Genomic DNA, 13008 nt, shown 5'->3' on the forward strand with positions numbered 1-13008 from the left:
ATGCAGGCCCCACTTGACCTATCCCGGCGTCAGTCGCTTCAGGGACTTATCGTACTCGGAGTCGGAGCGGCACTCAGCGGAATTGCGCGGCCTTTGCCGGTATCGGCACAGGACATATCGGACGAGGACATTTTCCGCTTTGCGCTCAACCTCGAATATATGGAGGCTGAATACTACCTCCGCGGCACCACCGGAATGGGCATCGACGCAGCCGACGCCGGTTCGAAATCCGGCGACGTCGTTGGTGGAAAGCAAGTCTCGTTCGAGACGCCCGCCATCGGCAAATTCATGCAGGAAGTCGCGGAAAACGAACTCGCGCACGTCCGCTTCTACCGCAAGACGCTTGGAACCAACGCGGTTGACAGGCCGGCCATCGATTTCGATGCGGGCTTCAAAGCCGTCGCGGAAGCAGCGGGCCTCGGGCCGGACTTCGACCCCTTCGGCAACGAGACGAACTTCGTTCTCGGCGGGATGGTGTTCGAGGATGTCGGCGTCACCGCCTATGCCGGTGCGACGACAGTTCTGAAAAACAAGGACTTCCTCGCCGCTGCCGCAGGCATCCTGGCGGTCGAGGCCTATCACATGGGAATGGCGCGATCGACGCTATACCGAAAGGGAGAGGAAGCCTGGAAGGCCGCCAACGCGGTCTCCGATGCCCGAGACAAAATCGACGGATCAGACGATAAGGACCAGGGGATCCAGGGGGACGGAAAAGCCAACATCGTTCCCTCGACGCCCGATGCGATCGCGTTCACCAGAACGCCGCAGGAGGTGCTCCGGATCGTCTACCTCACCGACAAGGACGGAGTGAGCAAGGGCGGCTTTTATCCGGAAGGGATGAACGGCACGCTCAAGTCCACCTGAGCCACTTGCGACGCGTGACGATTGGCCAGCGGAAACTGAGCGGATTGGTATCCGCCGCTCTGCGTGAGATCAACGCTTCAACCCTCCTTGCGACGTGCAAGGACGGTTGAACTCGATTAAATGCCTGTCCGCGGATACCGGTCGCGCTCCTGTGCGATCTGCTCGGGGGCGTATGGATCGAGCGTGTCGTCGAAGCGGGTCCAGCCCTGTTCGTTATAGGCACGCCGACGTTCGACCGGGTCGACCCAGTTCGAACCCCGAAGAATAGCCTCCGCCTCGGAGGCGCGGGCGTCGTCGACCTTGGCCGTGACCAGGCTGCCGCCGCGGCGGACACCTTCGGCATAGAGGTGGGCATCGTCTTCCGAAACGCCGGAGTCGGTGAGGGCGCCGATCAGGCCACCAACCGCACCGCCGGTGACGGCGCCGGCGACAGCCCCGGCCGCAGTCACGGCCAGCCAGCCTTCGGCAACCACCGGCCCGACACCGGGAATGGCCATCAGACCCAGTCCGGTGAGCAGGCCGCCGGCGCCACCGACGGCAGCGCCGATGACGGCGCCGGTCGCGGCATCCTTGCCAACGTCAGAGTCGCGATGGACGCGGCCAGCCTTGTTGGAGACGATACTGATGTCGTTTGAGGGAAAGCCTGCCGCTTCCAATTTGGTGACGGCGGAGCGAGCGTCCGAGTGGTCGTCGAAAAGTCCGGTTACAGTTCTCATCATGCTTCTCCTTGGGTTACTTGGCGACGATGTTGCCCTGATAATCGAGAGCAACGGAGACGGCTTTCCCGTCCTTCATGCCGAGGCCATCCAGATCCCTTGTCGTCGAGCTTGAGATCCTTGACGTCGGTGTAACCCGCTTCCGCAATGCGATCCTTAGCCTGAGTTTCGGTAAAGCTGTTGGCGCCCTCAACGGGCGCGGTCGGATTTTTGGTGTCCGGGGTTGCAACCGCAGGTGTATTTCCATCCTTGGATGGAGCCGGTGTGGTATGGGCAAAGGCTGCAATGGCAGACGCGCCCAGAATTGCCGCCGCGAAGACGATCTTCTTCATATGCGTTTCTTCCATTTCCGGATCAGATGAGATCCATGCGGTCAGAACACGCAGGAGAGATCTTTGTTCCGCGAGATTATGTAGTTGATTTTTCTAAATATATGGGAAAGTGGCGCGCTGCGGGTTATTCTCTGCGGCGCCGGGGCAATGTAAGCAGAAAGTAACGGTGTTGGGTAACCGACGATCCCACGGGCGCCTTGAGGAAGGGCCTCGGTGTAGGCCCATCCTATAACTCCTAGAGTTGTGTTTTGTCATATCCAAGAGGGGCAGCGCGGGGCCGCTCTCCTGCCGGCAGGTCGTGCGGTGACGGATGCGGCCCCGGCAATGTCAGTGACTTCACGGAATACGGGCGATGACCTTGATCTCGAAGTCGAAGCCGGCGAGCCAGTTGACGCCGATGGCCGTCCAGTTCGGGTAGGGTGGCTTGCTGAACATCTCCTGCTTGACCGCCATGATCGTTCCGAACTGGCTTTCGGGGTCGGTGTGGAAGCTGGTGACGTCGACGATGTCATCCAGCGTTGCGCCGGCGGCACTCAGCGTCGCCTTCAGGTTTTCAAAGGCGAGCCGCACCTGGCTTTCGAAATCGGGTTCGGGAGTCCCGTCCGAACGGCTGCCGACCTGTCCGGACACAAACAGCAGATCACCGGATCGGATCGCGGCGGAGTATCCGTGCTTCTCGTAAAGAGCGTGCCTGTCGGCCGGAAAGATTGCTTCGCGTTTTGTCATTCTGATCTCTCTTCATTGTTGACAACGACCGTTGAGCGCGACGTATCGCTTCACATCTCGCGCCCCATTTGATATACGGTTCGTATGTGGAATGTATGAGATACGCATCGTATGTCAAGTCCATATACGCTTCGTATATGAAATTGAGGAATCGGATGGTTAGGAAACGCAGCGAAACGATGCAGGAAAACCGCGTCAAGCTGATCGCGGCGGCGCGCAAGACCTTTGCGGAAAAGGGCTATTCGGCAGCATCGATGGACGAATTGACGGCCGACGTCGGTCTGACACGGGGCGCGCTTTACCACAATTTCGGAGACAAGCGCGGACTGCTGGCGGCGGTTGTCGATCAGATCGACACGGAGATGGCGGTGCGCGCTCAGGAGATCGGGGCGCGCGCAGGCAATGATTGGCAGGGCCTGCTTGCCGAGGGTGCGGCCTATATCGAGATGGCGCTCAATCCGGAAGTCCAGCGCATTGTCCTGCTCGACGGACCTGCGGTGCTGGGCGATCCCTCGCAGTGGCCGAGCCAGAACAATTGCCTGCAGGTGACCAAGAGCACGGTGGAGCGCCTGATCGCCCAAGGCATCCTCAAGCCGCTCGATGCAGAGGCGGCCGCCCGATTGCTGAGTGGCGCGGCTCTCAATGCCGCCCTCTGGATCGCCGCCAGCGAAGATCCGCAGAGCGTGATGCCAAAGGCGGTCGAGGCTTTTCATGCCTTGGCGGCAGGTCTGCTGGTGCAGCCTTTGTGATCGACCAAGGGCCAAGTCGAGCGAAGGGACGTTCACCGCAGTAACGGCGTCGCAAAGATCCGCCGCGAAACCCCAACTTATGCGACAGAGTTTTGCGGACTTGCGAATCGCATAAGTGTGTGCTTATGTGTAGGCATGATCGAGAACGACATTTTCCGAGCCTTGGCCGACCCAACCCGCCGGGCGATCTTCGAGAAGCTGGCGGCGGGCGGCATGAATGCCAGTGCCCTGCGCGAGGGCATGGAGATCAGCCAGCCGGCAATGTCGCAACACCTCTCGGTTTTGCGGAGCGCAAAGCTCGTGAGGGAAGAACGGCAGGGGCGGTTCGTGAATTACGAAGTCGATCCGGAGGGGCTGGCTCTCATCGCACAATGGTTGGCGAAATATCGCGCCTACTGGCCTGCCCGCATCGAAGCTCTCAAGGTCTTGCTGAAGGATATGGATCAATGAAGGATGGAAAGGCCAAGGAGCAGAAAGGCGGCATCGAACTGGAATTCGATCTGGATGAACCGCCGCAAAAGGTCTGGCGGGCAATCAGCATTCCGGAATTTCGGGAAAACTGGTTGCCGAAAGACGCTTTAGCCGATCCCACCCCGGCCACGATCACTCCTGGCGAGGAAGTCCGTTATAGCCTGCGCGACGATGCCCCACCTTTCCTTGAAAGCACGGTGACGTTCACGATCGTCCCGAACGCGACCGGCGGCACCCGCCTGCGCATCATCCACGAGCTCACCGACGCGAGGCTTGACCGGATGGCGGAAACGGCCGCAAACAGCAACAGTCCGCTCCTCATGCTCGCCGCCTGACGCGGCAAGCTCTCCCCTTTAAATTCTGGAAGATTGGAGTTCGCCGATGCGCGAAGCGATGCAACTCGTCCCTATGGTCATAGAACAATCCAGCAGAGGGGAGCGGTCTTTTGACATTTACTCCCGCCTTCTGCGCGAACGCATCATCTTCCTCAACGGCGAGGTGAACGATACCGTTTCCGCTGTGGTCTGCGCGCAGTTGCTGTTCCTCGAGGCCGAGAATCCAAACAAGCCGATCAATCTTTACATCAATTCTCCGGGCGGCGCCGTGACCAGCGGCTTCGCCATGTACGACACCATGCGCTTTATCCGCGCGCCGGTTCATACGCTTTGCATGGGCACAGCCCGTTCCATGGGATCGTTCCTGCTGATGGCAGGCGAGGCCGGCGGAAGAGCTGCTTTGCCCAATGCCAGTATCCTCATTCACCAGCCATCCGGTGGCTTCCAGGGGCAGGCTTCCGACATGCTGATTCATGCCGAAGAAATTCTGAAGACCAAGCAGCGTATGACGCGGCTCTATGCGGAGCATTGCGGGCGCTCTTATGAAGACTTTGAACGCGGGATGGATCGCGACCGCTTCATGACGGCGGAAGAAGCATTGGAATGGGGTCTTATCGACCGTATTCTAAAGGTTCGGGAAGACACGGACAGCCTATAGCCTGTCGCGAAACTCCCGGATTTTCGCGACAAGAGCACCATACTAAACGGATTTGTCGCTCGATTTCGTTTGATGCGCGTGACGGCGGTCGAGTTCACCCGCCTGCTCGCGGGTTATCCCGAGATCACTAAGCAGATGATCGTCGAGCCGGGACAGCGGTCGATTTCTTTGTGAGTGGTAGCGTGCGCAAAGCGTGCGCCAGAACGCCGCCAAAGTAGTTCCAATCCGGCCGCCTTTCATGGCAGCAACGCCCAAGTCCATCCGAACGCGTATCCGATCGCCAGCGAACCAAACGAGAAGCCAGCCGACGCGCAAGTGCCGCACTCGCCGCCCGCCGCGATCCGTGATGCGCGCAGCGGGCGCTGCACCATGCTTGTACTCGACAGCGCCGCCGTCCCTGTTCCCGCGATTATCCCGAGCGCCAAGACCGCGACCATCTTTCCGATGGCGAAAGCAGGGCCGAGAACGGCCCATGTGGCGGCAAACATTGCAGGATCAGTGACGGGCGAGGAAAGCCAGAACGCCATGATGGGCGCAAGCGGCACGCCCGCCGTCAGAAACCCCGTCATCAGCGGAAGTACGGTCACGCCGCAAACTGGCGTTACGGAGCCGATCGCGGAGGCGATCACGATCGTTGAGGCAGGCCGCCCCTGGAACCACTTTGCCGTGACGGCCCCGGCTCCGCTCGCTGCAACCCACGCCGACAGAACAAGCCCGATCGCAATCGTCGGCGCTACGTCAACGAAGCTCTCCAGCACGAACTGCAGAGTTTCCTGGGCTTTCACCGGCCAAGAGATCGCCGCGGCGGCCGTGACGATAACGGCCGTTGCCCACATGATTGGCTTTTGTAGATTCGGAAGCGCAATGTTCATGACCACCATCCTGTTGAGGGGCAGTTTATGGCGGGCTCTTCCATTGATAAAGCGAATAGTTTAAATACTAGATATGAGCCAAGGCGATACCTCAGTTCCGCAGCTCGACAGCGACCTGCTGCGTAGCTTCCTGGCGGTCGCCAAGGCCGGCAGCGTCAGCGGCGGCGCGGCGCGTCTGCTCCGCACGCAATCCGCTGTGAGCCTTCAGGTGCAGAAGCTCGAAGAAATTGTGGCGCAGCAATTGTTCGATCGGCATGGACGCGGTGTTTCCCTCACGGCACGCGGCGAACAATTGCTGCCGATCGCGCGTCAGGTCGTTGAAGCACTCGATCAGGTCGTCATCGCTATGCGGGGACCAGACGACAAGAGCGAAATCCGCCTCGGCATACCCGAAGAATACAGCGATACCTTGCTCCCTTCGATCTTGTCCGGATTTTCGCTAGAGCAACCCAGCGCTCGCATCCTCGTGCGGTGCGGCACGAGCGTGGAGTTTCCTGCCGCTCTCGCGGCGGGCGATCTCGATATAGCGCTGCATACCCCTGAGAATGTCGGCGCCCGCGATATCGTCGTTCACCGAGAAGCCGCCATTTGGGCCGGGTCGGCATTTCACGAGATTGAGCATCGTCGTCCGCTGCCCGTGGCCCTGTTCGATCGGGCGTGCTGGTGGCGGGAACGCTGTCTCGATCTGCTGCAAAAAGCAGGAGTGGATTATGAAATCGTCTGCACGAGCGAAAGTGTCGCCGGTGTTCGAGCCGCCATCTCGGCCGGGATCGCTGTCGGCGTCCTGCCGCAAGGTGCGTTCACCGATCGAGTCCGGCGACTTTCGGATGCCATCCTTCCGCAGCTCGGGGAAACTGCGCTCGTCCTCACGCGATCAAACACCGCGCCAACTGGCCTTGCAGACACCCTAGCCGCGATCGTGTCGAAGACAGTTCGATCGCTCGAATAAACTGCCTAACCCTAACAGGGAGCCGATGGCCCGTAGCATTGGCGAAATTCCCGATTGAAGAGCGCCGGCCGGTCGACCATCCGACTCCGTTTGAGCCAACAGATTGCTTCAATCTAACCCGGAAAGGCTCCACATCTAGAGGTGAAGGCGAGACAGTTTCACGGACGCAAAAGAGTCCAGGCAGGGGCGGAACCGTTGCTGCGGCTATCGGTTAATCCGCCGAGGTCGCGGCGTGCCAATCGGACGTGACGGAGATGGTGAACGCACCGGTTTTTCCGATTTCTCGGTGCGGGCAACGAAATGCCAGGCGAGCACCTTACCCGTTCGCCGCGATCTCATCCCGGACAACAGCATGCGCGAGTTCGAACCGTCAACCAGGGCCACACATCGATCACCGTCTCCTGAGCGCGGAAACCGCCGCCCGCCCATCAACGGTGGAACAGGCGAGCGACCGTGCACCGTGTGGATCGATCAGAGGAGGAAAAGGTCGTGAGCAAAAATAACTGGAAGGCCGGGCTTCACGCCAAGCTGGAGCATCTCGTCGACGACTGCGTTGTGGCCGGGGCCAGGCAGCAGGACGTCTTCGATGCGATCATCAAGGAGATCGGCAATCTGCGCGCAGCCCTCGAGCGCGATCCTGACCCTGCGGAGGACGACACTGCCGTCATAGAGGAGCCTGCGAACGATTGGCCGGCGGCCGAAAAGTGACCTGAAGCCGATCGGGGAGGGGCACGCGAGCGCTTTGGGGCGCGGGCTTATGGAACCAACTGGCGCGGCGAAGATTTACAGTCTCGTCGCTTGGCAATCGCTTTAGCCGCATCTGCTAGATGTGATTGCCCGCGCCGTCCACTCATCATTCACAAGGGGGAATTGCTATGGAAAGTGCAGGTATCGGCTGGATCGCCGCCATCATCATCGGCGGCATTGCCGGCTGGCTCGCCGAATTGCTGATGAAGAGCAACATGGGCGTGCTGATGAACATCGTTCTCGGTATTGTCGGCGCCATCGTCGCCAACTTTATCCTGTCGCTCTTCGGCGTCGTCCTTGGCGGATGGCTGGGTTATCTGATCGCGGGCTTCATCGGAGCATGCATCCTCATCGCTGTTGCGAGAATGGTCAGACGGACGACCTGACCAAACAGGAGGCGGCTTCGCAAACCGGCCGCCTTCGGCATCCCCATAACGGCGTTTTCAACTCGGCATGACGCGGTCGCGGCGACATCTGGATATTGCGATCGAGATAGCGGATAAATGGGCGCCTATTCGCAACACACCGGATAGAAATTCCGCAATAGGATGTTCATTGGACAAGCTCGGCACGCACGGCATCTTCATTCAGGTGCATAGATTCTCCAGCGCGACAGCACATTCATCATGTTCCGCCAAAGATACGTGTTCGCGAATATACTCGTCAGTAACCGCCGGGCGAAAATCGCGGATCAATTCTGTAAGACGATTCTCAATGTCCATATGAGTTCAACACTGTGGGTAGCCTCTGATGATGCCCTAACTAGCCGGTTCAATCACGACTTTTTCGGAAGGTGGATGCAACCGCTGAGCATACGTTCGCGTTGCCATCAGACCAAGCCGGTGGCAACTTCCAACGTACACCGTGCCTACAACAGGACAGCCCATTTGACCGATGCCAAGCTCCGATCCGCGGATCCGGAACTGGAACACCAGAGCCGGCGAGGATTGCCATCGCTCGTTCTCGCCGCTCTGGGAGTCGTCTATGGCGACATTGGAACGAGCCCCCTCTACGCCTTTAGGGAAGCCCTCCACGCCACCGGCGGATCTGGAGCTCATCGTGCGGCCATCGTTGGAATCCTGTCACTGATCGTCTGGGCGCTCACGATCGTAGTCACCTTGAAGTACGTAACGTTCGTTTTGAAGGCAGACAACCGGGGCGAGGGCGGCACGCTGTCTCTCATGACGCTCGCCCGCGAAGGTCTGGCCGGACGCCCCAAATGGGTGCTTGTCCTGGGCGTGATCGGCGCCTCGCTGTTCATCGGTGATGCGATCATCACGCCTGCGATCTCAGTACTGTCTGCGGTCGAGGGCATCGAGGTGGTCGCACCGGCGTTGTCCAACTGGGTCGTGCCGATCACTCTCACGATCATCGCCATGCTGTTTTTCGTCCAACGGTTCGGGACGAGCGGCGTGGCGTCGGTGTTCGGTCCCGTAACGGCTCTGTGGTTTATCGTCCTTGGCGTCAGCGGGGCGATCCACATATTTGACGACCCGTCGGTGTTGGGCGCAGTCAATCCGGTCCACGCACTCTGGTATATCGCAAACAACATCGGCTCAGCCATCGCGGTGCTTGGGGCCGTCTTTCTTGCCGTGACTGGCGCGGAGGCCCTCTATGTCGACCTTGGACATTTCGGACGCCGTCCGATCGTCACGGCGTGGTTTTCGCTCGTCTTCCCCAGTCTGCTTCTGAACTACTTCGGGCAGGGAGCGTTCGTGCTCGCGAACCCGCAGATGGCTGAGCATCCCTTTTTCAGCATGCATCCGGAGTGGGCGCGGATTCCTATGGTCTGTCTGGCCACCGCGGCAACGGTCATCGCCAGCCAGGCCGTGATCTCAGGCGCTTATTCCCTTGTCCGTCAGGCGATGCACCTCAACCTGCTTCCTCGCCTGCGCATCCTCCACACCTCCGAAACTCAGTCCGGACAGATCTTCATGCCGCAGGTGAATAACCTGCTGTTCATCTTCGTGGCTGCTCTGGTGCTCTTCTTCCAAAACTCGAGCGGCCTTTCCGCCGCCTATGGCATCGCCGTGACAGGCGAAATGTTCATCACCTCGATCCTCCTCTTCATCGTGATGCGGCGGATCTGGAGCTGGAAGCTGGCGACGGTTCTTGCCGTCATCGTGCCGATGACACTGATCGACGCCGGGTTTCTGGCCGCCAACATCGCGAAGTTCGCAGATGGAGGATGGGTTCCCGTTGCGGTGGCGACGACGATGGCGCTCATCATGCAGACATGGACGGCGGGGCGTCGGCTGCTTGCCGCCCGCACCAAGGCCGACGAAATCCCACTTTCCGCGATCATTGACAACCTGGCCCGGAAGAAGCCACCCACGGTGCCTGGGACTGCGATGTTTCTGACGAGCGACATCGAAGGCGCGCCAACCGCACTCCTCCATAGCCTGAAGCACTACAAGGTGCTCCATGAGCAGAACGTCATTCTCAGCGTCGTGACCTCAACGATGCCGTTCGTGCCGGACGATGAGAAGATCTTTCTCGAAAGCTTCAATCGCCACTTCAGCCGGCTGGTGATCACGTTCGGCTACATGGAGACGCCCAACATCCCTCGTGCGCTCGTTCTCGCCCGCAAGCTAGGCTTGAAGTTCGATATTATGTCGACCTCGTTCTTCCTCTCCCGCCGAACGATCCTGCCATCGAAGAAAGGCGGCCTGCCGTTCTGGCAAGACCGGCTGTTCATCTCGCTTGCACAGAATGCCAGCAATGCCACAGACTATTTCGGGCTGCCGTCGGGGCGAGTGGTCGAACTCGGGCTGCAGACAACCATCTAGCGGCTGCCGATAAGCGCAGATCTTCTGTCACATTGCGAGGAACGCTGATCTTGTCCGTCTTCGATCTCATCTCGCTGCTTCTGGTTCTCACTGCCGGGTTCTCCTGGGTCAACCATCGCTATTTCAGGCTTCCCCCCTCGATCGGGATCCTCGTGATGGGACTTGCGGCCTCAGCTTTGCTCGTCCTGCTGGAGCTTTCGATTCCAGACGTTTCCGTCTACGCGGATGTCGCAGCTCTTGTGCGGCAGGTCGATTTCCAGACGACCGTCATGAACGGGCTTCTCGCCTTCCTCCTGTTTGCTGGCTCGCTCCATGTCGACTTTTCCGCCCTTCGCTCACGAGTCGCGGTCGTGGGTGCTATGGCCACCTTCGGCGTGCTGCTTTCAACGGCGCTCGTCGGCGTCGCGATGTGGGCCCTGGCAGCCCTGCTTGGCATAGAGCTGCCATTCCTGTGGGCGCTGGTGTTCGGCGCGCTGATCAGCCCTACTGATCCCGTGGCGGTTCTTTCGACGCTCAAGGCCATCAAGGTTCCGCAAGCGCTCGAGACCGACATGGCGGGCGAGTCGCTGTTCAACGACGGCGTCGGGGTCGTCGTATTCACCGCATTGCTCGCGCTGGCGAGCGGCGGCGCCGATGTTGGCGCGGCGCAGGTCGCGGAACTGTTCGTCCTCGAGGCACTGGGAGGGGCAGTGATCGGCCTGCTATCAGGTTACGTCGCCTACTTGGCCATGAGGGCGATCGACGACTATCCTGTCGAGGTTTTGATTTCCATCGCGCTGGCGATGGGTTGCTACTCCCTCGCCTCCGCACTGCATATGAGCGGTCCGATCGCCGTCGTGGTCGCCGGAATCCTCGTTGGCAACCGCGGACCGAAGGACGCGCTCAGCGACGTAACGCAGCGATATCTCTTCGGCTTCTGGACGTTGGTCGACCAGATCCTAAACTCGGTGCTCTTCCTCCTTATCGGACTTGAGGTACTTGTTCTTCGCTACGAGGCGCCGATCCTGCCGCTCGCCCTCGCCGCGATACCTGTGGCGCTCGCGGCCCGCTTCGCGTCGACCATCATCCCCGTGACCTTGCTCCGCAGACAGTACGACTTCGTTCGCGGGACCGTGATCGTTCTCGTCTGGGGAGGTCTCAGGGGCGGCATATCGATCGCCTTGGCGCTGTCCCTTCCGGAAACGCCTTTCAAGGCGGCTCTGCTTGCCGCCACTTATGCCGTCGTGATTTTCACGATCGTGGTTCAGGGACTCACGCTGGGGAAAGTCGCCAGCCGCTCGTTGCGGCCGTCCGGCCCTTGACTCTAAAGAACAACAGTAGCTTGAGTGGACGACGAAATCGCACGGTGACACTGGCAACATCGGCTATTGAATCAGGCGGAAGCGAGGTGACGGCGCAATGAGGGTAGCCATTCATGCGCTCGGCACGCGCGGCGACGTTCAACCCTATATCGCTCTGGCATTGGGATTGATCGAGCGAGGACATCGCGTACAGCTCGCTGCTCCGGTTCAGTTCGAGAGCATGGTGCAAGACCACGGCGTCGCATTCGCCCCCCTGCCTGGAGAGTTTCTCGCTCTTCTCGATACTCCGGAAGGAAAGGCGGCGATCGCCGGCGGCAAGGGCTTCAGTGCGGGTTTGAAGCTGCTCAAGTACGTCCGTCCGATGATGCGAACCCTGCTAGACGCGGAATGGAAAGCAGCGCAGGCCTTCAACCCCGACATCTTCGTGCATCATCCGAAGGCAATCGCGGTGCCACACATGGCGGAGGCGCTTCAGTGCCCATTTATTCTGGCTTCGCCCCTGCCTGGCTTTACGCCGACCGCCACTTTTCCCAGCCCGATGCTGCCTTTCAGAGATCTGGGCTGGTTCAACCGGATCAGCCATATCGCGGCGATCAGGGGCGCGGAACTTCTGTTCGGCACGTTGCTCTCGACCTGGAGGGTGGAACGGCTTGGTCTGGCGCGACGCAGGACGCCAGCTATCGCTTCGAGTGGCGCGCTCTACGCCTATAGTCGCCATGTCGTGCCGGTCCCTCCGGACTGGGGCAGTGACGTGCTGGTGAGTGGCTACTGGTTTCTCGAGAGCAAGAACTGGCGACCCCCAGACGATTTGGCAGCATTCCTCGCGGAAGGGGAGCCGCCAATCTACGTTGGCTTCGGAAGCATGCCGGGCGTCGATCCGGGCCGAATGACAGCCACTGTTGTCGAGGCCCTCGCAAGGCAGGGCAAGCGGGGCATCTTGGCTCTTGGAGGCGGTGCCCTGGCCGCGGACCATAAATCCGAGCATGTCCACGTCGTCCGCGACGCCCCTCACGACTGGTTGTTTCCCGAGGTGAGCGCGGTCATCCACCACGGCGGCGCCGGAACGACCGCGGCCGCTCTTCGGGCCGGCAAACCCATGATCATTTGCCCATTTTTCGGCGATCAACCGTTCTGGGCAAGGCGTGTAACAGACCTCGGCGCCGGACTGTCACTCGATCGCAGAGCATTGACCGTCGAGAGCCTGACAGATGCACTCGCAGCCATGGACGATCCACATATGCGACGCCAGGCAGATGCGGTTGGCGCACCAATCCGGGACGAGGATGGGGTTGCGAACGCAGTCGGTTTCATCGAGGCTGCTGCGGACAAACTTCAGGCGCATCCTTGAAATGCATTGGACGACATCGTGCCCAATCGACACTCCGTATTCGTGCCAGACCGGTAAGATCAGGAAAGCGCGATAAGCTGCAGCGGTGCCAATGACCGGCGCGAAGAATTCGCTTGCCTGCACAGATCGATGGCTTGGGTTCCGGACACGG

At 60.2% G+C, this 13008-nt stretch carries 15 protein-coding genes and 1 pseudogene; 11 read left to right on the forward strand and 5 right to left on the reverse strand.

The genetic code is table 11. From position 1 onward, the window contains the following. Positions 1 to 864 carry a ferritin-like domain-containing protein gene (locus HFO71_RS10580; RefSeq protein WP_168335665.1) on the forward strand — a complete coding sequence of 288 codons (864 nt, stop codon included), beginning with the start codon at positions 1 to 3 and terminating at the stop codon, positions 862 to 864. A 116-nt stretch (positions 865 to 980) separates the two neighbouring features. On the opposite strand, the gene HFO71_RS10585 is transcribed toward HFO71_RS10580, so the two are convergent. The 3 genes and pseudogenes from HFO71_RS10585 to HFO71_RS10595 form a co-directional block, all read right to left on the reverse strand. Beyond that, positions 981 to 1580, reverse strand: a complete 600-nt coding sequence (locus HFO71_RS10585) for a general stress protein (protein WP_168335664.1) — start codon at positions 1578 to 1580, stop codon at positions 981 to 983. A 16-nt stretch (positions 1581 to 1596) separates the two neighbouring features. Further along, positions 1597 to 1912, reverse strand: a pseudogene (locus tag HFO71_RS10590) (PepSY domain-containing protein). A 336-nt stretch (positions 1913 to 2248) separates the two neighbouring features. Then, positions 2249 to 2638, reverse strand: coding sequence for a RidA family protein (locus HFO71_RS10595; protein WP_077975738.1), 390 nt, complete (start codon positions 2636 to 2638; stop codon positions 2249 to 2251). 137 nt (positions 2639 to 2775) lie between these two features. On the opposite strand from HFO71_RS10595, the gene HFO71_RS10600 reads away from it, so the two are divergent. The 4 genes from HFO71_RS10600 to HFO71_RS10615 all read left to right on the forward strand — a co-directional run bounded on the left by HFO71_RS10600 (position 2776) and on the right by HFO71_RS10615 (position 4851). Then, positions 2776 to 3387: a TetR/AcrR family transcriptional regulator gene (locus HFO71_RS10600; RefSeq protein ID WP_168335663.1), complete on the forward strand. Its 612-nt coding sequence runs from the start codon at positions 2776 to 2778 to the stop codon at positions 3385 to 3387. A gap of 135 nt (positions 3388 to 3522) precedes the next feature. Continuing rightward, entirely contained in the window at positions 3523 to 3837 is a 315-nt protein-coding gene (locus HFO71_RS10605) for an ArsR/SmtB family transcription factor (protein ID WP_003546150.1), read from the forward strand. After that, a complete protein-coding gene (locus HFO71_RS10610) occupies positions 3834 to 4193 on the forward strand; it encodes an SRPBCC family protein (RefSeq protein ID WP_077975739.1) in 360 nt (119 codons plus the stop codon). The genes HFO71_RS10605 and HFO71_RS10610 overlap by 4 nt, the downstream gene beginning before the upstream one ends. A gap of 46 nt (positions 4194 to 4239) precedes the next feature. Continuing rightward, complete coding sequence (locus HFO71_RS10615; RefSeq protein WP_168335662.1) at positions 4240 to 4851, forward strand: ATP-dependent Clp protease proteolytic subunit; 612 nt, start codon at positions 4240 to 4242, stop codon at positions 4849 to 4851. Positions 4852 to 4893: 42 nt separating this feature from the next. Here the strand turns inward: HFO71_RS10615 and HFO71_RS36420 are convergent, their stop codons facing one another. After that, positions 4894 to 5112, reverse strand: coding sequence for a YjiS-like domain-containing protein (locus tag HFO71_RS36420; RefSeq protein ID WP_077975741.1), 219 nt, complete (start codon positions 5110 to 5112; stop codon positions 4894 to 4896). Next, complete coding sequence (locus HFO71_RS10625) at positions 5088 to 5723, reverse strand: permease (protein ID WP_204347583.1); 636 nt, start codon at positions 5721 to 5723, stop codon at positions 5088 to 5090. Before HFO71_RS10625 ends, HFO71_RS36420 begins: the two co-directional genes overlap by 25 nt. Positions 5724 to 5796: 73 nt before the next feature. On the opposite strand from HFO71_RS10625, the gene HFO71_RS10630 reads away from it, so the two are divergent. The 6 genes from HFO71_RS10630 (at position 5797) to HFO71_RS10655 (ending at position 12857) form a co-directional block, all read left to right on the forward strand. Next, positions 5797 to 6672 carry a LysR substrate-binding domain-containing protein gene (locus HFO71_RS10630; RefSeq protein WP_168335661.1) on the forward strand — a complete coding sequence of 292 codons (876 nt, stop codon included), beginning with the start codon at positions 5797 to 5799 and terminating at the stop codon, positions 6670 to 6672. 489 nt (positions 6673 to 7161) lie between these two features. Beyond that, the gene (locus tag HFO71_RS10635) at positions 7162 to 7380 is read left to right on the forward strand and encodes a hypothetical protein (RefSeq protein WP_168335660.1); all 219 of its coding nucleotides are present in this window, start codon (positions 7162 to 7164) and stop codon (positions 7378 to 7380) included. A 167-nt stretch (positions 7381 to 7547) separates the two neighbouring features. Then, positions 7548 to 7805, forward strand: a complete 258-nt coding sequence (locus tag HFO71_RS10640; RefSeq protein WP_168263182.1) for a GlsB/YeaQ/YmgE family stress response membrane protein — start codon at positions 7548 to 7550, stop codon at positions 7803 to 7805. 501 nt (positions 7806 to 8306) lie between these two features. Then, complete coding sequence (locus tag HFO71_RS10645) at positions 8307 to 10208, forward strand: potassium transporter Kup (protein ID WP_221988053.1); 1902 nt, start codon at positions 8307 to 8309, stop codon at positions 10206 to 10208. 50 nt (positions 10209 to 10258) lie between these two features. Continuing rightward, positions 10259 to 11509: a cation:proton antiporter gene (locus HFO71_RS10650; RefSeq protein ID WP_168335658.1), complete on the forward strand. Its 1251-nt coding sequence runs from the start codon at positions 10259 to 10261 to the stop codon at positions 11507 to 11509. 97 nt (positions 11510 to 11606) lie between these two features. Continuing rightward, positions 11607 to 12857 (forward strand): glycosyltransferase, encoded by a 1251-nt coding sequence (locus tag HFO71_RS10655; RefSeq protein WP_168335657.1) that lies wholly within the window; start codon positions 11607 to 11609, stop codon positions 12855 to 12857. Positions 12858 to 13008 lie beyond the last annotated feature (151 nt).

This window comes from Rhizobium laguerreae (genome assembly GCF_019778565.1).
GTDB classification, from domain to species: Bacteria; Pseudomonadota; Alphaproteobacteria; order Rhizobiales; family Rhizobiaceae; genus Rhizobium; species Rhizobium laguerreae.

Coding starts and splice junctions, on each gene's coding strand:
- HFO71_RS10580 (WP_168335665.1), top strand. CDS start 1: ATGCAGGCCCCACTTGACCTATCCCGGCGTCAGTCGCTTCAGGGACTT.
- HFO71_RS10585 (WP_168335664.1), bottom strand. CDS start 1,580: ATGAGAACTGTAACCGGACTTTTCGACGACCACTCGGACGCTCGCTCC.
- HFO71_RS10595 (WP_077975738.1), bottom strand. CDS start 2,638: ATGACAAAACGCGAAGCAATCTTTCCGGCCGACAGGCACGCTCTTTAC.
- HFO71_RS10600 (WP_168335663.1), top strand. CDS start 2,776: ATGAAATTGAGGAATCGGATGGTTAGGAAACGCAGCGAAACGATGCAG.
- HFO71_RS10605 (WP_003546150.1), top strand. CDS start 3,523: ATGATCGAGAACGACATTTTCCGAGCCTTGGCCGACCCAACCCGCCGG.
- HFO71_RS10610 (WP_077975739.1), top strand. CDS start 3,834: ATGAAGGATGGAAAGGCCAAGGAGCAGAAAGGCGGCATCGAACTGGAA.
- HFO71_RS10615 (WP_168335662.1), top strand. CDS start 4,240: ATGCGCGAAGCGATGCAACTCGTCCCTATGGTCATAGAACAATCCAGC.
- HFO71_RS36420 (WP_077975741.1), bottom strand. CDS start 5,112: ATGGACTTGGGCGTTGCTGCCATGAAAGGCGGCCGGATTGGAACTACT.
- HFO71_RS10625 (WP_204347583.1), bottom strand. CDS start 5,723: ATGAACATTGCGCTTCCGAATCTACAAAAGCCAATCATGTGGGCAACG.
- HFO71_RS10630 (WP_168335661.1), top strand. CDS start 5,797: ATGAGCCAAGGCGATACCTCAGTTCCGCAGCTCGACAGCGACCTGCTG.
- HFO71_RS10640 (WP_168263182.1), top strand. CDS start 7,548: ATGGAAAGTGCAGGTATCGGCTGGATCGCCGCCATCATCATCGGCGGC.
- HFO71_RS10655 (WP_168335657.1), top strand. CDS start 11,607: ATGAGGGTAGCCATTCATGCGCTCGGCACGCGCGGCGACGTTCAACCC.